Here is an 18458-nt window from a genome sequence, read left to right on the forward strand (position 1 = left end):
GATGAGTCAGAGAAAAATATATCGTTTTTCAGAGTCAGCGAATTTTCCTAGACTTCTGCATTCCCTTTCCAACGAACGCACCCCATGACCACCACCGCAGCCGCCACGATCCCGCCCTTCCATCTCGCCTTCCCGGTGCACGACCTGTCGGCCGCGCGCGCCTTCTACGGCGAACTGCTCGGCTGCCCCGAAGGCCGCAGCTCGCCGGACTGGATCGACTTCAACTTCTATGGCCATCAGATCGTGGCCCATCTGGCGCCCGACGAATGTGCGAATTCCGCGCTCAGCCAGGTCGACGGCCACGGCGTGCCGGTGCGCCACTTCGGCGCGGTGCTGTCGATCCCGCAGTGGGAAGCGCTGGCTGCCAAGCTGAAGGCCGCCGGCATCGAATTCGTCATCGAGCCCTACATCCGCTTCAAGGGCGAGCCGGGCGAACAGGCCACGATGTTCTTCCGCGACCCGTCCGGCAACGCGGTCGAGATCAAGGCCTTCGCCAGCCTCGATTCGCTCTTCGCGAAATGAGCGGTAGCCCCCTCGCGCTCTACTGCGCTCAGGCCCAGGCTTCGGTGTGGGCCGACGGCCTGCGCGCGGCCTTGCCCGGCACGCAGATCGACCTATGGCCCGACGCCTCGGCTGGCGCGCGGCACGCGATCGTCTGGACGCCGACACAGGAATTCATGGACGCGCACCCGGCGCTCGAGCTGATCTTCAACATGGGCGCGGGCGTCGATGCGCTGCTCAAGCTGCGTCTGCCGCCGAAGGCCCGCATCGTGCGCATCGAGGACGGCGGCATGGCGGTGCAGATGGCCGACTACGTCTGCCATGCGGTGCTGCGCCACTTCCGCGAGTTCGACGTCTACGACCGCGCGGCCGCGGCCGGCCAGTGGCTGCAACGCCCGGACCGCGCGCGCAGCGACTTCCCGGTCGGCGTGATGGGCCTCGGCGTGCTCGGGCAGCGCGTGGTGAGTGCGTTGCGGCCCTTCGACTTTCCGGTGCGCGGCTGGAGCCGGTCGCCGAAAGCGATCGATGGCGTGCGCTGCTTCAGCGGCACCGACCAGTTCGACGACTTCCTGGCCGCCAGCCGCTTTCTCGTGTGCATGCTGCCGCTCACGCCCGACACGCGCGACATCCTGTGTCAGGCCTCGCTGTCGAAACTCCAGCCGGGCGGCTACCTGATCAACGTGGCGCGCGGTGCACACCTGGTCGAGGACGACCTGCTCGCACTGCTCGACAGCGGCCATCTCGCGGGGGCGATGCTCGATGTCACGCGCACCGAGCCGCTGCCCGAAGGGCATCCGTTCTGGTCGCACCCCAAGGTCACGATCACGCCCCACATCTCGGCGCAGACCGTGGTGTCGGAATCGATCGCGCAGATGGTTGCGAAGATCCAGGCGGTGCAGCGCGGCGAAGAACCGGCCGGGTTGGTCGACCCGGCGCGCGGCTATTGACCCTCGCGAGGTCTCAGGCCTCGCCCTTCACCTTCAGCCGCCACGCATGCAGCAGCGGTTCCGTATAGCCGCTTGGCTGCTCGACACCCTTGAACACCAAGTCTTGCGCGGCCATGTAGGCCGCTGAGGTCTTGAAGTGCCCCGCCATCGGCTGGTACAGCGCGTCGCCGGCGTTCTGCCCGTCGACCACGGCGGCCATGCGTTCGAAGGTGGCGTCGACCTGTTCCTTCGTCACGACGCCGTGCAGCAGCCAGTTGGCGATGTGCTGGCTGCTGATGCGCAGCGTGGCGCGGTCTTCCATCAGGCCGACGTTGTGGATGTCGGGCACCTTCGAGCAGCCGACGCCCTGGTCGATCCAGCGCACCACGTAGCCCAGGATGCCCTGCACGTTGTTGTCGAGCTCCTGTTGCTTCTCCTCGGCGGTCCAGGCCGGCTTCGGCGCCACCGGCACCTGCAGCAGGTCGTTGAGGATGGCGTCGCGTTCCGCGTTGGCATCGATCTTTTCCAGCGCCTTCTGCACGTCGGCCACGTTGACCTGGTGGTAGTGCAGCGCATGCAGCGTGGCGGCGGTGGGTGAGGGCACCCAGGCGGTGTTGGCGCCGGCCTTGGGGTGGCCGATCTTCTGCTTGAGCATGTCGGCCATCAGGTCGGGCATGGCCCACATGCCCTTGCCGATCTGCGCCTTGCCGCGCAGGCCGCATGCGAGGCCCACCAGCACGTTGTTCTTTTCATAGGCCGCGATCCACGGCGTCGTCTTCATGTCGCCCTTGCGCAGCATCGGGCCGGCCTGCATGGCGGTGTGCATCTCGTCGCCGGTGCGGTCGAGGAAGCCGGTGTTGATGAAGGCCACGCGGGCGGCGGCTTCGGCGATGCAGGCCTTGAGGTTGACGCTGGTGCGGCGCTCCTCGTCCATGATGCCGAGCTTGACGGTGTTGGCGGGCAGGCCGAGCAGCTGCTCGACGCGGCCGAAGAGCTCGCTCGCGAAGGCCACTTCGGCCGGGCCGTGCATCTTCGGCTTCACGATGTAGATGCTGCCGGTGCGCGAGTTGCCCTTGCGCTTCAGGTCGATGGTGGCGATGGTGGTGGTCACGACCGCATCGAGGATGCCTTCGGGGATTTCCTTGCCACCCGCATACAGGATGGCCGGGTTGGTCATCAGGTGGCCCACGTTGCGAAGGAACATGAGCGAGCGGCCGTGCAGCTTCAGCGGCTGGCCGTCGGCGCCGGTGTATTCGCGGTCGGGGTTGAGGCCGCGGGTGAAGGTCTTGCCGCTCTTGGCGACTTCCTCGGTCAGCGTGCCCTGCACGATGCCCAGCCAGTTCGAATAGGCCGTCACCTTGTCGGCCGCATCGACCACCGCCACCGAGTCTTCCAGGTCGAGGATCGTCGAGAGCGCGGCTTCCATCACCACGTCGCTCACGCCGGCCGGGTCGGTCTTGCCGATGGCCATGCTGCGGTCGATCTGGAGGTCGAGGTGGATGCCGTGGTGCTTGAGCAGCACCGACGACGGCGCCGCTGCATCGCCCTGATAGCCGACGAAGGCGGCCGGGTCCTGCAGCGAGGTGTCGCTGCTGTGCAGCGTGATGACGAGCTGGCCGTCCTTCACGCGGTAGCCGGTCGCATCCTTGTGCGATCCGTTGACGAGCGGTGCCGCCTGATCGAGCACGTTCCGTGCGAAGGCGATGACCTTGGCGCCGCGCACCGGGTTGTAGCCCTTGCCTTTTTCCGCACCGTCGGTCTCGGGGATGGCGTCGGTGCCGTAGAGCGCGTCGTACAGCGAGCCCCAGCGCGCGTTGGCGGCGTTGAGTGCGTAGCGTGCGTTCAGGATCGGCACCACCAGTTGCGGGCCGGCCTGCAGTGCGAGTTCGGCGTCGACGTTCGACGTCGTGGTCTGCACGTCCTTGGGTTGCGGCAGCAGGTAGCCGATCTTCTCGAGGAACGCGCGGTAGGCCGGCATGTCGGTGATGGGGCCGGGGTGCGCCTTGTGCCAGGCGTCCATCTCGCCTTGCAGGCGGTCGCGCTCGGCCAGCAGCGCGATATTTTTCGGGGCCAGATCGGTCACGATGGTGTCGAAGCCCTTCCAGAAGCGCGCGCTGTCCACGCCGGTGGCCGGCAGCACCTTGTCTTCGATGAAGCGGTGGAGTTCGTTGGCGACCTGGAGGCCGTGGGCGGTGGTGCGATCGGTCATGGGGGGTCCTTGTGAAGCAATGTCGGGGCTCCTCGGAGCGAGCATTCGACTGTATGGGACACGGTGAATTCCATTAAGCCCGCGAAGGGCCTTTGATTCGCACCCTAAAGAGCGCTAATCGATGGCCCCAGCGTGGTCGGCCGCATCGATGCAAGCCTCGATCCAGCGTGCTGCCCGGGCCGCATCCGCTGGCTCGGGCCCGAACAGCAGGCGGTAGAGCAGCGGCGCGACGAAACCGTCCATCACGCGCTCGGCCGTCGGCACCGCCTCGCCCCGTGCCCGCGCGCGCTGCAGCATCAGCTCGATCTGGCTGGCAGTGAAGCGCGAGCACTGGCAGGCGCCTGTGCCGTCGCCGAACTGCCCGGTCGACAGCACGTCGCGCAGCATGCCGCGACCGACCTCGGACGACATCTCCTCGTGGAACTGTTCGGCCCAGGCGCGCAAGTCGCCGCGCAACGAGCCCGTGTCGGCAGGCTCGGTGTCGGGCTGCAGCCGCTGCATCGACACATCGGCCAGCAGATCGGCCAGATCGCCCCAGCGACGGTAGATGGTGGACGGCGTAACGCCCGCTTGCGCCGCGATCATCGGCACGCTGAGCGCGTCCCGCCCGTGCAGGTCGATGAGCTCGCGCGTGGCGCCTTGCACCGCCTCCTGCACGCGGGCGCTGCGGCCACCAGGGCGGATCCGGATCGGGGCATTCATGACCGAATGCTAACGCAAAGGATTTGCTTTAAGTCGGGTTGCCGCGCACAATCCGCTAACGCAATCGCTTTGCGTTAAAGGTTTTTCGATGGTCAGCACTCCTCTCCCCGCAGCACCGCCGCTCGCTTCCGGCCGGCTCCGGCCGAATGCGGCCTTCGTCCTGGTGGTCACCCTCGTCGTGGCCTTCCTGGCGGCGTCGAGCGCACCATCGCCGCTCTACGCGCTGTACCGCGAGACCTGGGGCTTTTCGGCTTTCATGCTCACGCTGGTGTTCGGCAGCTATGCCTTCGCGCTGCTCGCGGCGCTGCTGGTGTTCGGCGCGCTGTCCGATCATCTGGGCCGGCGCACCGTCATCCTGGCGGCGCTGGCGCTGGAGATCGGCGCCGTGGTGCTGTTCTGGGCCGCCGATTCCGTCGGCTGGCTGCTTGCCGCGCGCGTGCTGCAGGGCGTCGCGACCGGCATCGCCACCAGCGTGTTGAGCGCCATGCTGCTCGATCTGCATCCCGCACGCGGTGCCCTGTTCAATGGGCTCGCGCCGATGGTCGGCATGGCCGTGGGGGCGCTCGGCACGGCCGCGCTGGTGCAGTTCGCGCCGCAGCCCCTGCATCTCGTGTTCGAGGTGCTGGTGGCGGTGTTCCTCGTCCAGGCCGTGCTGGCGCTGCGGCTTCCCGAAACCGTGACGCGCCGGCCGGGTGCGTGGGCTTCGCTGGTGCCCAGCGCGCACGTCCCGCCCGCGGCGCGCACCTTGCTGCTGCGCGTGCTGCCGCTCAACACGGCGGGTTGGGCGCTGGGCGGCTTCTACCTGTCGCTCGGGCCGACGCTGGCGCGCCTCGTCACCGGCCGCCCGGCCCCGCTGATCGGCGGCGCGCTGATCGCAACGCTGGTGCTGGCCGGTGCCGTCGCCATCTACGCGGTTCGCCAACGGGCGGCGCGACCGGTCTTGCGGGGCAGTGCACTGCTGCTCGGCGCCGGCCTGATCGTCACGCTGTGCGGCGTGCATCGGCACAGCGCGCTGCTTTTCTTCGGCGGCACGCTCGTTGCGGGGCTGGGCTTCGGCGCCGGCTTCAACGCGGCGGTGCGCACCCTGGTGCCGGCCGCGCAGCCGCATGAACGCGCGGGTCTGATGTCCACCTTCTTCGTGCTCAGTTACCTGGCGTTCAGCGTGCCGTCGTTGCTGGCCGGCCTGGCGGTCGGCTGGGTCGGTCTGCACGCGGCCACGCTGTCCTATGGTGCGTTGCTGATCGTATTGACCGCGGCGGCGTGGCTCGCCATGCGCGAGCGCGGCTGAAGCCCGCTGGCAGCGAGCCGCCGGAGCGGGTTAATCTCTTGCGGGCCGGCAGCCACGCCGGCCGCCCGTGGAGAGACCCTCAACATGAATTCCCCCGCCCCCTCGGCCGTCCTGATCAGCGAAGTCGGCCCGCGCGACGGCCTGCAATCGGTCAAGGCCACGATGCCGACCGCCGACAAGCTGCGCTGGATCGACGCGCTCCACGCCGCCGGCGTGCGCGAGATCGAAGTCGCGTCCTTCGTGCCTGCGCGGCTGCTGCCTCAGATGGCCGACGCGGCCGAGGTCGTGCGCCATGCCATCACCTTGCCCGGACTCACCGTGATGGCGCTGGTGCCCAACCTGCGCGGCGCCGAAGCGGCGCTGGCCGCCGGCGTGCACAAGCTCACCGTGCCGGTGTCGGCCAGCGAGGCGCATTCGCTCGCCAACGTGCGCAAGACGCGCGAGGCGATGGTTGAGGAGGTGCGCGCCATCGCTGCCCTGCGCCGCGACATCGCGCCGCATGTCGGCTTCGAGGCCGGTCTGTCGACCGCCTTCGGTTGCACGCTGCAGGGCGAGGTGCCGGAAGACGAGGTCATCCGCCTGGCCGCGCAGTGCATCGAGGCCGGTGCCGACGAGGCCGGCCTGTCCGACACCGTCGGCTACGCCAACCCGGCCCAGGTGCGCCGCCTATTCCGCCGCCTGCGCGCCGAGATCGGCGAGCACGCCGGCGCCGCCCACATGCACAACACCCGCGGGCTCGGACTGGCCAACTGCCTGGCGGCGTACGAAGAGGGCGTGCGCACCTTCGACGCATCGCTCGGCGGGCTGGGCGGCTGCCCCTATGCGCCGGGCGCGTCGGGCAACGTCGTCACCGAAGACCTGGTCTTCATGTTCGAGGCCATGGGCGTGCGCACCGGCATCGACATCGAGCGGTTGATCGCGGCCCGCGCGCCGCTCATCGCCGGCCTGCCGGGCGAGCCGGTGTACGGCATGACGCCCGAGGCCGGTTTGCCCAAGGGATTCGCCAAGGAAATGAAGCATGTCTGAGCCCACGCCACTGCCCTACGCGAACATCCGCGTCGTCGAATTCACCCACATGGTCATGGGCCCGACCTGCGGCATGCTGCTGGGCGACCTCGGCGCCGAGGTCATCAAGGTCGAGCCCATCGCGGGCGACGACACGCGCCGGCTGCTCGGTTCCGGTGCCGGTTTCTTTCCGACCTTCAACCGCAACAAGAAGAGCATCGCGCTCGACCTGAAGAAGCCCGAAGGCCTGGAGGCCGCACTCAAGCTGGTCGCCAGCGCCGACATCGTGAGCGAGAACTTCAAGCCCGGCACGATGAAGAAGCTGGGCCTGGACTACGACACGCTTCGCAAGCTCAACCCGCGCCTCATCTACGTCAGCCACAAGGGCTTCCTGCCCGGCCCCTACGACCACCGCACGGCGCTGGACGAGGTGGTGCAGATGATGGGCGGCCTGGCCTACATGACCGGCCGCGCCGGCGACCCGCTGCGCGCGGGCACCAGCGTGAACGACATCATGGGCGGGATGTTCGGTGCCATCGGCGCGATGGCTGCGCTGCGCCAGCGCGACGCCACGGGCGAAGGCTGCGAGGTGCAGTCGGCCCTGTTCGAGAACAACATCTTCCTGGTCGCGCAGCACATGATGCAGTTCGCCGCCACCGGCCGCGCGGCCGACCCGATGCCCAGCCGCATCTCGGCCTGGGGCATCTACGACGTGTTCACGGTGAAGGACGGCGAGCAGATCTTCCTGGCCGTGGTGAGCGACAGGCAGTGGGCCATCTTCTGCCAGGCCTTCGGCCTGCAGGAAATGCACGCCGACCCGCGCCTGGCCACCAACAACGACCGGGTGCGCGCCCGCGAATGGATGATGCCCATCCTGCGCTCGCACCTGGCCGGCACCAGCGCCGCCGAACTGAGCGCGGTGTTCGAGAGGAACGAGCTGCCCTTCGCGCCCATCACCCGGCCGCAGGACCTGTTCGACGACCCGCACCTGAACGCGACCGGCGGCCTGGCGCCGGTGCGCATGAACGACGGCAGCGAATCGAAGGTGCCGCTGATGCCTTTCACCCTTGGCGGTCACCGCCCCGGCATCCGACTGCAGCCGCCGCTGCTGGGCGAGCACACCGATGCGCTGCTGCGCGAGGCGGGCTATGACGCGGCAGCCATCGCGGCGTTGAAGGCAGCGAAGTCGGTCGCCTGATCGCGCGCTGGATGCCCATGGACCGCCTCACCCAACTCGAATCCTTCGTCTCGGTCGCCACCCGCGGCAGCCTGACCGCGGCGGCCAAGGCCGAGGGCGTGGCGCCGGCGATCATGGGCCGGCGCATCGACGCGCTGGAGGAACGCCTGGGCGTGAAGCTGCTGCTGCGCACCACGCGCCGCCTCACGCTCACGCACGAGGGCAGCGCCTTCCTCGAGGACTGCCAGCGCCTGCTGGTGGAATTCGCCAATGCCGAGGCCAGCGTGAGTGCCGGTGGCGTGAAGGCCAGCGGCCACCTGCGGGTGACGGCGCCGGCGGGCTTCGGGCGTCGCCATGTCGCGCCGTTGGTGCCACGCTTCCATGCGTTGCACCCCGAAGTGACGATGTCGCTCAACCTGAGCGACCGGGTGGTCGACGTCACCGGCGAGAGCTTCGACTGCGCGGTGCGGGTCGGCGACTTGCCCGACTCGTCGCTGGTGAGCCTGCGCCTGGCCGACAACCGCCGCCGCTGCGTGGCGACGCCGGCCTTCCTGCGCCGCCACGGCACGCCGCGCCATCCGTCCGACCTGGCGCGCTTCGCCTGCCTGACGTTGTCGAGCGATGCATCCCAGACACGCGGCTGGGCGTTCCGCGTTCCCTCGGCGAGCGGTGAGCCCGAGACCATCCACCTGAAGCCCAGCGGCCCGCTCGACTGCTCCGACGGCCAGGTGCTGCACGACTGGTGCCTGGCCGGCCACGGCATCGCCTGGCGCAGCGGCTGGGAGATCGAAGCCGAGGTCGAGGCCGGCCTGCTGGTGCCGGTGCTCGATGATTTTGCGGCGCCGCCGAACGGCATCTACGCCGTATTCCCGCAGCGCAAGCACCTGGCGCTGCGGGTGCGCCTCTGGCTGGATTTCCTCAAGGCCGAGTACGGGCGTCCGGAATTCTGGAGCGGCACAATCGCGCCATGACCCTCGAAGCCATCCTCGCTTACCTGCACCTGCTGGCCATCCTCACGATGGTCGTCTTCATCTCCAGCGAAGCCGCGCTGTGCCGCGTGCAGTGGCTCAACGCCGCGGTGGTGGAGCGGCTCGCCAAGGTCGATCTGGTTTACGGCATCGCCGCGATCATGGTGCTGGCCACCGGCGTCGCGCGTACCGTCTGGGGCGTGAAGGGCACGTCCTGGTACTGGACCAACCCGCTGCTGCACGTGAAGCTCACGCTCTTCATCGTGGTGGGCGTGATCTCGATCTTCCCGACCATGACTTACTTCCGCTGGCGCAAGGCGTTGCGCGCCACCGGCGCCCTGCCGGCCGAGGCAGACATCCAGAAGACCCGCAAGCTGGTCATGGTGCAGGCGCACCTGATCGCGCTGATCCCGCTGGTCGCCGTCTTCCTCGCCCGCGGCTTCGGCAAATAAGAAAAGCCCCGCGAGCGGGGCTTTTCTTCGGGTGAAAGCGGCTCAGGCCGGCTTGTTGCTGAGGCAGGTCTTCATGAAGGCCTTGCGGGCATCGCCTGCCAATGCCTTGGTCTTGGCGTCGACATTGCAGGTCTTCATCTTTTGCTGTTGGGTCACCTTGACGCCGCCGTCGGCCGACAGACAGCTCTTCATGAAAGTCTTGCGGTCGTCGCCCTTCTTCTCGCCGGCGTCCTTGTTGCAGGTGGCCATCTTGCCCTGTTGGGCGGTCGGTGCCTTCTCGGGCGTGGCGGCCTTGTCCTGGGCTTGCGCGGCGCCGAAGGAGAGGCAGGCGCCCAGGGCGATCAGGGAAAGGATGTTCTTCATGGTGTGGTTCCTCGGTGGTTGATTGTGTGACAGCGGCCCCGACCCCCGGGGCCGTTCATGCTAACGGTCGATACCGCAGCCCGGATGACCGTCCGGCGGGCGATCCGGGTTTGCACCCGTAAAATCCGTCGATGCTATTGGTCAAACAGGAGCTGCTCGCGGCGCTCGCGAACACGCTCGAATCCTTCTCGTCCGGCGCCGGTGCCAAGGCTGCTTTCGAATCGCCCAAGGTGGCGGCCCACGGCGATTTCGCCAGCACGGCCGCCATGCAGCTGGCCAAACCGCTCGGCCGCAAGCCGCGTGAACTGGCCGAGCAGCTGAGCGCCACGCTCTTCGCCACGCCGGCTTTCACGCAGTGGGTCGAGGCGATCGAGATCGCCGGTCCCGGTTTTCTCAACATTCGCCTGAAGACCGCCGCCAAGCAGCAGATCGTGCGCGAGGTGCTGGCCGCCGGCGACGCCTTCGGCCGCCAGCCCGCCCGCGGCGACAAGGTGCTGGTCGAGTTCGTCTCCGCCAACCCGACCGGCCCGCTGCACGTCGGCCATGGCCGTCAGGCGGCGCTGGGCGACGCCATCTGCAACCTGCTGGCCGCCCAGGGTGCCGACGTCTACCGCGAGTTCTATTACAACGACGCCGGCGTGCAGATCCAGACGCTCGCCAGCAGCACGCAGCTGCGTCTGCAAGGCTTCAAGCCGGGCGACGCGCAATGGCCGAGCGGCGAGAAGGCCGCGGCGTACAACGGCGACTACATCGCCGACATCGCCGAGGACTTCAAGGCCAGGAAGACCGTCAGCGCCGACGACCGCGAATACACCGCCAGCGGCGACGTGGACGACATCGACTCGATCCGCCAGTTCGCCGTGGCCTACCTGCGCCGCGAGCAGGACCTGGACCTGAAGGCCTTCCAGGTCAAGTTCGACAACTACTACCTGGAGTCCAGCCTCTACACCAGCGGCCGCGTGGCCGCCACGGTGCAGAAGCTGGTCGACGCCGGCAAGACCTACGAGCAGGACGGCGCGCTGTGGCTCAAGTCGACCGACTACGGCGACGACAAGGACCGCGTCATGCGCAAGCAAGACGGCACGTACACCTACTTCGTGCCCGACGTGGCGTACCACATCGCCAAGTGGGAGCGCGGCTTCCACACGGTGGTGAACATCCAGGGCACCGACCACCACGGCACCATCGCCCGCGTACGCGCCGGCCTGCAGGCGGCCGGCGTCGGCATCCCAGCCGGCTACCCCGACTACGTGCTCCACACCATGGTGCGGGTGGTCAAGGGCGGCGAGGAAGTGAAGATCAGCAAACGCGCCGGCAGCTATGTCACGCTGCGCGACCTGATCGAATGGACCAGCACCGACGCGGTCCGCTTCTTCCTCCTCTCGCGCAAGCCCGACACCGAATACACCTTCGACGTCGACCTGGCGGTCGCGAAGAACAACGACAACCCGGTCTACTACGTGCAATACGCGCATGCGCGTATCTGCTCGGTGCTGACCGCGTGGGGTGGCGACGAGGCCGCGCTGAAGGGCGTCGACCTGTCGGCGCTCGAGAGCCCGGCGGCGCAGGCGCTGATGCTGATGCTGGCGAAGTACCCCGAGATGCTCACCGCCGCGGCCAAGGATTTCGCGCCGCACGACGTGACCTTTTACCTGCGCGAACTGGCCGCCAGCTACCACAGCTACTACGACGCCGAACGCATCCTGGTCGACGAGGAACCGGTCAAGCTCGCTCGCCTGGCGCTGGTCGCCGCCACCGCGCAGGTGCTGCACAATGGCCTCGCGATTCTCGGCGTGAGCGCGCCGCGCAAGATGTGACGATCTCTTTCTCTTCCCCATGAAAACAAGACAACGCGGCAACACGGTCATCGGCCTGATCATCGGCATCGTCCTGGGCCTGGGCGTGGCGCTCGGCATCGCGGTCTACGTGACCAAGGTGCCGATCCCGTTCATGAACAAAACCCAGAAGGGCGGCGTCGAGCAGGACGAGGCCGAAGCTCGCAAGAACAGGGACTGGAACCCGAACGCGCCGCTCGCGGGCAAGCCCGCCGCGCGCCCGGCCGCACCGGAGCAGCCCGCCTCCGTCGGCCCCCTGAACGCACCGGCACCCGGCACCGGGCCGGTGCCCGCCGTGGTGGCGCCCGACGGCCGCAGTGCTGCTGCTCCGGCCGCCCCGGCCGTCCGCCCGCGCCCGGCACCCGAGACCAATGCGCCCGCCGCCTCGTCCGACCCGCTGGGCGACCTGGCCCGTGCCCGTGCGGGCATCACGGCGCCGGCCACGGCGACCGATGCCGCCGACCCCTTCGTGTATTTCGTGCAGGCCGGCGCATTCCGCAGCACCGACGACGCGGAGGCGCAGCGTGCCAAGCTGTCCCTGATGGGCGTCGAGGCCCGCGTCACCGAGCGCGAGCAGGCCGGGCGCACCGTGTACCGGGTGCGCGCGGGCCCCTTCAACAAGAAAGACGATGCCGACCGCCTCAAGGCGCGCCTCGACAGCGGCGGCCTCGAATCGAACCTGGTCCGCGTGCAGCGCTGAACGCTGCAGGCCGTGACCGAATCGGCGCCTCCGGGCGCGTCCCCCCGGCTGCGGGAACTCCGCAGCCGCCGCCCGGCTCTGTCAGCCGCATAGGAGAACCTTTGATGACCATGAAACGCCGTGACTTTTCGCTGACTGCCGCCTCGTTGGCGCTGCTCCCCCTCGCCGCCACCGCCGTGCATGCCCAGGGCCGCCCACCCAAGGCCGGGACCGACTACATCGTGCTGGGCAAGCGCGCGCCGGTCGACACGCCCGCCGGCAAGGTGGAGGTGGTCGAGTTTTTCTCGTACAACTGCCCGCACTGCGCCGCCTTCGAGCCGCGCCTGGAAACCTGGATCAAGACGCTGCCGGCCGACGTCGCCTTCAAGCGCATCCCGGTCCCTTTCGTGGGCAACGACACGGAAGTCAAGCAGCGGCTGTACTACACGCTCGAAGCCATGGGGAAGGTCGATGCCTTCCAGATGAAGCTGTTCCAGGCCATCCACCAACAGCGCCAGCCGCTGGTCGGCGACGCCGCGATCCTGGCCTGGGCCGAGAAGCAGCCCGACCTCGACGGCAAGAAGTTCGCGGACCTGTTCAAGTCCTTCTCGGTGGCCGGCAAGGCCAAGCGCGCCACCCAACTGACCAGCGACTACCAGGTGGCCGGCGTGCCGGCCCTGGGCGTGGCGGGGCGCTGGTATGTGGACGGCGACACGGCCGGTTCGCTGGACCGCGCGCTGGAAGTGGTGGGCCTGCTCGTCGCCGAAGCCCGCAAGAGCTGAGGCTCTCGGCCGTTCGACGCGGCCGCGCCCCCCATGTCAAAGCCCGCCTTGGCGGGCTTTTTCGTCCGAGCGACCGGATGCACTGATCCGGCGCATACAATCGTCGAGCAAGTTTCGTGCCTTTATGACACTTCGACCCCACACTCCCCTTTCCTCCCTCCTGCGTGCCGGCTTCGCCGCACTGCTGCTCACCGTCGCCGCTTTCCCGGCGCTGGCCGAGAAAGCCGATCGCACCAAGCCCATGAACATCGAGGCCGATGCCATGCGCTACGACGATCTGAAGCAGACCAGCGTGTTCACCGGCAACGTGGTGGTGACCAAGGGCACCATCATCATTCGCGGCACGCGCATCGACGTCCGGCAGGACCCGGAGGGCTATCAGTACGGGGTGGTCACCGCGGCGCCGGGCAAGCTGGCCTATTACAAGCAGAAGCGCGATTCCGGCGTGGACGAGTGGACCGAGGGCGAAGGCGAGGTGATCGAGTACGACAGCCGCGCCGACAACGTCAAGTTCATCCGCCGCGCGGTGATGCGTCGCCTGCTGGGCGCCAAGGTCAACGACGAGAGCACCGGCGCCCTGATCGTCTACGACCAGGGGAACGACACCTTTACCGTCAACGGCGCGCCACTGCCGCCGGGCGCCAGCGTGGCGACCGGCAATCAGGGCAGCCGGGTGCGCGCCATCCTGACGCCCAAGGCGGCGGCCGCAGACGCGGCAGCACCGAGCGCGCCGGCCGCGCCGACCCCCGCGCCGGGGAGCGGCCTGCGTCCAAGCACGACCCTCGGTGGAGAAGCGCGCCCGTGAACGCCAGCGTGGACATCGCCAAGCATTCCGCGCCCGATGGCGGCGCGGCCGAAGGCAGCCGGCTCCAGGTGCGCGGGCTGCAGAAGCGCTACGGCAGTCGGCAGGTCGTCAAGAACGTCTCGCTCGACGTGCAGAAGGGCGAAGTCGTCGGGCTGCTCGGACCCAATGGCGCCGGCAAGACCACCTCGTTCTACATGATCGTCGGCCTGGTGCGGGCCGACGCCGGCGAGATCAGCATCGACGGCGAGCCGATCGCGCACATGCCGATCCACCGCCGCGCCCGCATGGGCCTGAGCTACCTGCCGCAGGAAGCGTCGATCTTCCGCAAGCTCAGCGTGCAGGAAAACGTGCGCGCGGTGCTCGAGCTCCAGCGCGAACCCGACGCCAAGGGCCGGCTCGTGCCGCTGTCGAAGAAGCGCACCGACGACCGCCTGAACGAGCTGCTGTCGGACCTGCGGGTGGAGCATCTGCGCGACTCGCCGGCGCTGGCGCTGTCCGGTGGCGAGCGCCGCCGGGTCGAGATCGCCCGGGCGCTGGCCACGCAGCCGCGCTTCATCCTGCTGGACGAACCCTTCGCCGGCATCGACCCGATCGCCGTGATCGAGATTCAGCGCATCGTGAGCTTCCTGAAGGAGCGCGGCATCGGCGTGCTGATCACCGACCACAACGTGCGTGAGACGCTGGGCATCTGCGACCACGCTTTCATCATCAGCGACGGGCAAGTGCTGGCACAAGGCACGCCTTCGGAGATCGTCGACAACGCCGAGGTACGCCGCGTGTACCTGGGCGAACACTTCCGCATGTAGGGGAGCCTGGACTCTCCATGAAGCAGGGCCTTTCGCTCCGCGTTTCGCAGCATCTCGCGCTCACGCCTCAGTTGCAGCAGTCGATCCGGCTGTTGCAGCTGTCCACGCTCGAACTGAGCCAGGAGGTGGAGCAGATGCTCGACGAGAACCCGTTTCTCGAGCGCACCGCCGAAGAGGCCGCCCGCGAGGAGTTCGGCGTCGACGCCGCCGACGCCCCGCCGCCGCGCGACGACGACTTCTCCCCCGGCCCCGCCGCCGCCAGCAGCGACAGCAGCACGGCGACCAGCGAGGCCGAGGCGCCGGTGGTCGATGCCACCGAGGCCGCCCCCGACTGGGAGGGTGACGGCACCGTCGAGATGGCGCCCGACGACAGCGAATGGGGCGGCGACGCGCCGCCGCGCGCCAACAACCTGGGCGACGACGAACGCGCCGACGCCACCGAACTGGCGCGCAGCCAGGAATCGCTGCAGTCCTTCCTGCACCGGCAGGCGCTGAGCCTGCGGCTGAACGACAGCGACCGGGCCGCGCTGCGCTTCCTGATCGAATCGCTCAACGAGGACGGCTACCTCGAGGAATCGCTGCCGGCGCTGGCCTCGGGCCTGGCCGGCGATGACAACGACGAGTTCGACGGGCTGGTGCATCACTTCCAGGTCGCGCTCGGCCTGCTGCAGAGCCTGGAGCCGGTCGGCGTCGGCGCGCGCGACCTCGGCGAGTGCCTGGCGATCCAGCTGCGGGCACTGGCCCATGCCGGCGAAACACCGGAGCAGGCGCAGATTCGCAAGAGCGCCATCGCCATCTGCAAGCAGCCGATGGAGCTGCTCGCGCGGCGCGACTTCAAGCGCCTGGCCACGCTCACCCGTAGCAACGAGGAGGAGGTGCGCTCGTCGCTGCAGCTGATCGCCACGCTCGAACCCAAGCCGGGCCGCCGCTTCGTCGACGTGGAACGCAACGTGGTGATCCCCGACGTGATCGTCACGCGCATGGGCACCGGCACCAACCTCAAGTTCCGCGTCATGCTCAACCCCGACGTGATGCCGCGCCTGCGGGTGCACGACATCTATGCCGGCGCGCTCAAGCAGCACAAGGGCGAGGGCAGCCAGGCGCTGTCGCAGCGGCTGCAGGAGGCGCGCTGGTTCATCAAGAACATCCAGCAGCGCTTCGACACCATCCTGCGCGTGTCCAACGCCATCGTCGAGCGGCAGAAGAGCTTCTTCGTGCACGGCGAACTGGCCATGCGGCCGCTGGTGCTGCGCGAGATCGCCGACGAGCTCGGGCTGCACGAATCCACCATCAGCCGGGTGACCACGGCGAAGTACATGTCGACGCCCTACGGCACGGTCGAGCTGAAGTACTTCTTCGGTTCGGCGCTGGGCACCGAAACCGGCGGCAACGCGTCGAGCACCGCGGTGCGTGCGCTCATCAAGCAATTCGTCACGGCCGAGAGCATCAAGAAGCCGCTGTCGGACAGCCAGATCTCCGAGATGCTCAAGGAGCAGGGCATCGAATGCGCCCGCCGCACCGTCGCCAAGTACCGCGAGGCGCTGCGCATCGCACCGGCCAACCTGCGCAAGGCGCTCTGAGGGCCACACCATGAACCAGCTCCATCTTTTCCTTCCCTGCGCCGCCGGCGTCGAAGACTTTCTGGCGCAAGAAGTGCACGGCCTCACCGGCCTGTCCGGCGACGACCTGATGGCCTCGCGCGGCGGCGTCTTCGTGCGTGGCTCCTGGCGCGACGCCATGAAGCTCAATCTGTACAGCCGGCTGGCGCAGCGCGTGCTCGTCGAACTGGCGCACGCGCCCTATCGCAACGAGAACGACCTGTACGCCATCGCCAGCGGCGTGGCCTGGGAGATCTGGTTCACGCCGCAGCAGACCTTCAAGATCGAGACCACGGCGCAGCACAGCCCGCTGCAGAGCCTGAACTTCGCCACCCTGCGCATCAAGGATGCCATCGCCGATCGCTTCCGCGCCAAGGCCGGCGGCGTGCGGCCGAGCATCGAGACGCAGTGGCCCGACGTGCGCGTCTTCGCCCACCTCACCACCGACGCCTGCACGCTCTACATCGACACCTCCGGCGAGCCGCTCTTCAAGCGCGGCTGGCGGCAGGACACCGGCGACGCGCCGCTGAAGGAAACCCTGGCCGCCGCCATGCTGGCCGCCAGCGGCTGGTGGAACCCGGAAACCGGCGCCGTGTCCGATGCGCCGCTGTACGACCCCTGCTGCGGCAGCGGCACCATCGCGATCGAGGCGGCACAGATCGGCCTGGGCATTCCGGCCGGCGCGCTGCGGCGTTTCGGCTTCGAGAAGCTGCTGCCCTTCCAGCCGCACGTGTGGGCGACGATCCAGAACGAGGCCGCCGATGCGCCGGAACGCGCGTCGCCGCCGATCTTCGGCAGCGATGTGTCGCACCGCATGGTTGACTTCGCCGAGCGCAACGCCGAGCGGGCCGGCGTCGCTGCGGCCATCGAGTTCCGCGGCGGCGATGCCCTGCAACGCATGCCGCCGACCGAGGGCGGCGTGATCGTGCTGAACCCGCCCTACGGCGAGCGGATCGAGGTTGGCGGCGTGGCGCGCGCTGGCGCCCGGGAGCAGGCCGCAACCGACGACGGCGGCGAGTTCTTCACCCAGCTGGCGAGCCACTGGAAGAAGAGCTACGCCGGCTGGACCGCCTGGGTGCTCACGCCCGACCTGCAACTGCCCAAGCGCATGCGCCTGAAGGAATCGCGCCGGGTGCCGATGTGGAACGGCCCGATCGAATGCCGGCTGTTCCGCTTCGACATGGTCGCCGGCTCGGCCCGCACGCCGCGCCCCTGACATTGCCGGTTCGCCGCTCGGTCGCGTTTCAGCCGTGCGCCAGCGGCTGGTCGGCCGGCAGGAAGCGCTGGAACAGGTCCGCCACGAAAGCGCCGCCTGCATCGGCCGGCGCGCCGGTCAGGTACAGGCCCCGCCAATGCGTCGAACGCCGGCCGCGGCGCTCCTCGAACATGCGGTCCACCACCCGCCGCAGGCCCGGCTGCAGGGCGTTCACCTGGTCGAAGAAGGTGTGGATCGCCAACTGCTCGGCAGCGCCGTTGGCTTCCTCCAGCAGCCGCAGCCGCAGCCCGTGCAGGCGCGCGGCGATGGGCTCGAACAGCGCGCTGAGCCGGTCGCCCTGGAACGCGGTGGCGTGCCGGTCCTGCAGCGGCAGCCGATGTCCGAGCGCTTGGGCCAGCACGTCGGACGGCAACGCGTCCCGCACGGTGCCGTAGCCGGGCAGGTGCTCGAGCCCGGTGACGATCAGATAGACCGGGAGCTGCAGCTGCAGATGCTCGGCCGCCTCCTCGACCAGATGGCGCAGATGCGTCGTGGCCTCGGCGACCGTCGTTGCCTCGCCCAGCAGGCTGCGCGTGCCGATGCAGACGACCAGGCCGTTGAGCGGCAGGCGCTCGCGCTGCTCGGCAAGTTCCATCAGCGCCTGGTACCACAGGTTGCGGGCGGGGCGAGAGCCGCAGTCGCAGACCGCGGCGGGGCTGGTTTCGATGGCCGTCATCGTTTCGAGGAACCACCAGCGCCAGAAGGCGCGGCCATTGATGTCGCGGTTGTGCGCCACCGGCAGCGGCGAGACGCTGTGGGCGGCGGCGAGCAGGCCCGGCACGTCGGACGCCGTGTCGCCGATGAAGAGAAACCAGGGGATGCGGTAGAGGCTGTCGCGCTGCGTGCGGGCCGACTGCCCCGCGTCCCGCAGCGATTGGCGGGCTTGCGCGAACGCGTGGCGCATGCCGTACAGCGCCTGGCGCTGCGAGGGCGAATCTGCTGGCCCGAGCGCCGCGATGCGGGCGCGCAAGGCACGCCGCCGTGCCGCGTGCGGCGCGCCGAGCAGCAACCACCACAGCCCGGCGAAGCCGATCCCGCACAGCGCGACCAGTTGCCAGAAGCTCGCGGGCAGCAAGGACAGGGTGGCCATGGCGCTTCTCCTTCGTG

General features: G+C 68.9%; 18 protein-coding genes. 14 read left to right on the top strand and 4 right to left on the bottom strand.

Going from position 1 to position 18458, the window contains the following annotated elements:
* The first annotated feature begins 84 nt into the window (after window positions 1-84).
* Window positions 85-522 carry a VOC family protein gene (locus ACSFBE_RS12460; RefSeq protein ID WP_435490704.1) on the top strand — a complete coding sequence of 146 codons (438 nt, stop codon included), beginning with the start codon at window positions 85-87 and terminating at the stop codon, window positions 520-522.
* Complete coding sequence (locus ACSFBE_RS12465) at window positions 519-1448, top strand: 2-hydroxyacid dehydrogenase (RefSeq protein ID WP_435490705.1); 930 nt, start codon at window positions 519-521, stop codon at window positions 1446-1448. Before ACSFBE_RS12460 ends, ACSFBE_RS12465 begins: the two co-directional genes overlap by 4 nt.
* A gap of 13 nt (window positions 1449-1461) precedes the next feature.
* On the opposite strand, the gene ACSFBE_RS12470 is transcribed toward ACSFBE_RS12465, so the two are convergent.
* The gene (locus ACSFBE_RS12470; protein WP_435490706.1) at window positions 1462-3636 is read right to left on the bottom strand and encodes a malate synthase G; all 2175 of its coding nucleotides are present in this window, start codon (window positions 3634-3636) and stop codon (window positions 1462-1464) included.
* Window positions 3637-3750: 114 nt separating this feature from the next.
* Window positions 3751-4338 carry a TetR/AcrR family transcriptional regulator gene (locus tag ACSFBE_RS12475; RefSeq protein ID WP_435490707.1) on the bottom strand — a complete coding sequence of 196 codons (588 nt, stop codon included), beginning with the start codon at window positions 4336-4338 and terminating at the stop codon, window positions 3751-3753.
* 88 nt (window positions 4339-4426) lie between these two features.
* Between ACSFBE_RS12475 and ACSFBE_RS12480 the strand changes: the two genes are divergently transcribed.
* The 5 genes from ACSFBE_RS12480 to ACSFBE_RS12500 all read left to right on the top strand — a co-directional run bounded on the left by ACSFBE_RS12480 (window position 4427) and on the right by ACSFBE_RS12500 (window position 9228).
* A complete protein-coding gene (locus ACSFBE_RS12480) occupies window positions 4427-5626 on the top strand; it encodes an MFS transporter (protein WP_435490708.1) in 1200 nt (399 codons plus the stop codon).
* Between the two features lie 84 nt (window positions 5627-5710).
* A complete protein-coding gene (locus ACSFBE_RS12485) occupies window positions 5711-6652 on the top strand; it encodes a hydroxymethylglutaryl-CoA lyase (protein WP_435490709.1) in 942 nt (313 codons plus the stop codon).
* Complete coding sequence (locus tag ACSFBE_RS12490) at window positions 6645-7829, top strand: CaiB/BaiF CoA transferase family protein (RefSeq protein ID WP_435490710.1); 1185 nt, start codon at window positions 6645-6647, stop codon at window positions 7827-7829. The genes ACSFBE_RS12485 and ACSFBE_RS12490 overlap by 8 nt, the downstream gene beginning before the upstream one ends.
* A 17-nt stretch (window positions 7830-7846) precedes the next feature.
* Window positions 7847-8779, top strand: coding sequence for a LysR family transcriptional regulator (locus ACSFBE_RS12495; protein WP_435490711.1), 933 nt, complete (start codon window positions 7847-7849; stop codon window positions 8777-8779).
* Window positions 8776-9228 (top strand): DUF2214 family protein, encoded by a 453-nt coding sequence (locus ACSFBE_RS12500; RefSeq protein ID WP_435490712.1) that lies wholly within the window; start codon window positions 8776-8778, stop codon window positions 9226-9228. Before ACSFBE_RS12495 ends, ACSFBE_RS12500 begins: the two co-directional genes overlap by 4 nt.
* Before the next feature lie 42 nt (window positions 9229-9270).
* On the opposite strand, the gene ACSFBE_RS12505 is transcribed toward ACSFBE_RS12500, so the two are convergent.
* Window positions 9271-9591 carry a PsiF family protein gene (locus ACSFBE_RS12505; protein WP_435490713.1) on the bottom strand — a complete coding sequence of 107 codons (321 nt, stop codon included), beginning with the start codon at window positions 9589-9591 and terminating at the stop codon, window positions 9271-9273.
* 131 nt (window positions 9592-9722) lie between these two features.
* Here ACSFBE_RS12505 and argS point away from each other — a divergent pair, with 131 nt between their 5' ends.
* The 7 genes from argS to ACSFBE_RS12540 all read left to right on the top strand — a co-directional run bounded on the left by argS (window position 9723) and on the right by ACSFBE_RS12540 (window position 17312).
* Complete coding sequence (gene argS / locus ACSFBE_RS12510) at window positions 9723-11408, top strand: arginine--tRNA ligase (protein WP_435490714.1); 1686 nt, start codon at window positions 9723-9725, stop codon at window positions 11406-11408.
* A gap of 19 nt (window positions 11409-11427) precedes the next feature.
* Window positions 11428-12126: an SPOR domain-containing protein gene (locus ACSFBE_RS12515; RefSeq protein WP_435490715.1), complete on the top strand. Its 699-nt coding sequence runs from the start codon at window positions 11428-11430 to the stop codon at window positions 12124-12126.
* A 110-nt stretch (window positions 12127-12236) separates the two neighbouring features.
* Entirely contained in the window at window positions 12237-12887 is a 651-nt protein-coding gene (locus ACSFBE_RS12520; protein ID WP_435490742.1) for a thiol:disulfide interchange protein DsbA/DsbL, read from the top strand.
* A 124-nt stretch (window positions 12888-13011) separates the two neighbouring features.
* A complete protein-coding gene (gene lptA / locus ACSFBE_RS12525; protein ID WP_435490716.1) occupies window positions 13012-13692 on the top strand; it encodes a lipopolysaccharide transport periplasmic protein LptA in 681 nt (226 codons plus the stop codon).
* On the top strand, window positions 13689-14498 hold the full coding sequence (gene lptB, locus ACSFBE_RS12530; protein ID WP_435490717.1) for an LPS export ABC transporter ATP-binding protein: 810 nt from the start codon (window positions 13689-13691) through the stop codon (window positions 14496-14498). The genes lptA and lptB overlap by 4 nt, the downstream gene beginning before the upstream one ends.
* Before the next feature lie 17 nt (window positions 14499-14515).
* Window positions 14516-16078 carry an RNA polymerase factor sigma-54 gene (locus ACSFBE_RS12535; protein ID WP_435490718.1) on the top strand — a complete coding sequence of 521 codons (1563 nt, stop codon included), beginning with the start codon at window positions 14516-14518 and terminating at the stop codon, window positions 16076-16078.
* A gap of 10 nt (window positions 16079-16088) precedes the next feature.
* On the top strand, window positions 16089-17312 hold the full coding sequence (locus tag ACSFBE_RS12540) for a THUMP domain-containing class I SAM-dependent RNA methyltransferase (RefSeq protein ID WP_435490719.1): 1224 nt from the start codon (window positions 16089-16091) through the stop codon (window positions 17310-17312).
* Between the two features lie 28 nt (window positions 17313-17340).
* On the opposite strand, the gene ACSFBE_RS12545 is transcribed toward ACSFBE_RS12540, so the two are convergent.
* Window positions 17341-18441 (bottom strand): type VI secretion system protein, encoded by a 1101-nt coding sequence (locus ACSFBE_RS12545; protein ID WP_435490720.1) that lies wholly within the window; start codon window positions 18439-18441, stop codon window positions 17341-17343.
* Window positions 18442-18458: the final 17 nt, after the last annotated feature.

The organism is Variovorax sucrosi, assembly GCF_051216635.1.
GTDB lineage: Bacteria > Pseudomonadota > Gammaproteobacteria > Burkholderiales > Burkholderiaceae_C > Variovorax.

Bases quoted from the DNA above. Each gene is read 5' to 3' on its own strand.
- ACSFBE_RS12470 (WP_435490706.1), bottom strand. From the start codon at position 3,636: ATGACCGATCGCACCACCGCCCACGGCCTCCAGGTCGCCAACGAACTC.
- lptA (WP_435490716.1), top strand. From the start codon at position 13,012: ATGACACTTCGACCCCACACTCCCCTTTCCTCCCTCCTGCGTGCCGGC.
- ACSFBE_RS12535 (WP_435490718.1), top strand. From the start codon at position 14,516: ATGAAGCAGGGCCTTTCGCTCCGCGTTTCGCAGCATCTCGCGCTCACG.
- ACSFBE_RS12460 (WP_435490704.1), top strand. From the start codon at position 85: ATGACCACCACCGCAGCCGCCACGATCCCGCCCTTCCATCTCGCCTTC.
- ACSFBE_RS12505 (WP_435490713.1), bottom strand. From the start codon at position 9,591: ATGAAGAACATCCTTTCCCTGATCGCCCTGGGCGCCTGCCTCTCCTTC.
- ACSFBE_RS12490 (WP_435490710.1), top strand. From the start codon at position 6,645: ATGTCTGAGCCCACGCCACTGCCCTACGCGAACATCCGCGTCGTCGAA.
- ACSFBE_RS12485 (WP_435490709.1), top strand. From the start codon at position 5,711: ATGAATTCCCCCGCCCCCTCGGCCGTCCTGATCAGCGAAGTCGGCCCG.
- argS (WP_435490714.1), top strand. From the start codon at position 9,723: ATGCTATTGGTCAAACAGGAGCTGCTCGCGGCGCTCGCGAACACGCTC.
- ACSFBE_RS12540 (WP_435490719.1), top strand. From the start codon at position 16,089: ATGAACCAGCTCCATCTTTTCCTTCCCTGCGCCGCCGGCGTCGAAGAC.
- ACSFBE_RS12480 (WP_435490708.1), top strand. From the start codon at position 4,427: ATGGTCAGCACTCCTCTCCCCGCAGCACCGCCGCTCGCTTCCGGCCGG.
- ACSFBE_RS12500 (WP_435490712.1), top strand. From the start codon at position 8,776: ATGACCCTCGAAGCCATCCTCGCTTACCTGCACCTGCTGGCCATCCTC.
- ACSFBE_RS12465 (WP_435490705.1), top strand. From the start codon at position 519: ATGAGCGGTAGCCCCCTCGCGCTCTACTGCGCTCAGGCCCAGGCTTCG.
- ACSFBE_RS12520 (WP_435490742.1), top strand. From the start codon at position 12,237: ATGAAACGCCGTGACTTTTCGCTGACTGCCGCCTCGTTGGCGCTGCTC.
- ACSFBE_RS12495 (WP_435490711.1), top strand. From the start codon at position 7,847: ATGGACCGCCTCACCCAACTCGAATCCTTCGTCTCGGTCGCCACCCGC.
- ACSFBE_RS12545 (WP_435490720.1), bottom strand. From the start codon at position 18,441: ATGGCCACCCTGTCCTTGCTGCCCGCGAGCTTCTGGCAACTGGTCGCG.
- ACSFBE_RS12515 (WP_435490715.1), top strand. From the start codon at position 11,428: ATGAAAACAAGACAACGCGGCAACACGGTCATCGGCCTGATCATCGGC.
- ACSFBE_RS12475 (WP_435490707.1), bottom strand. From the start codon at position 4,338: ATGAATGCCCCGATCCGGATCCGCCCTGGTGGCCGCAGCGCCCGCGTG.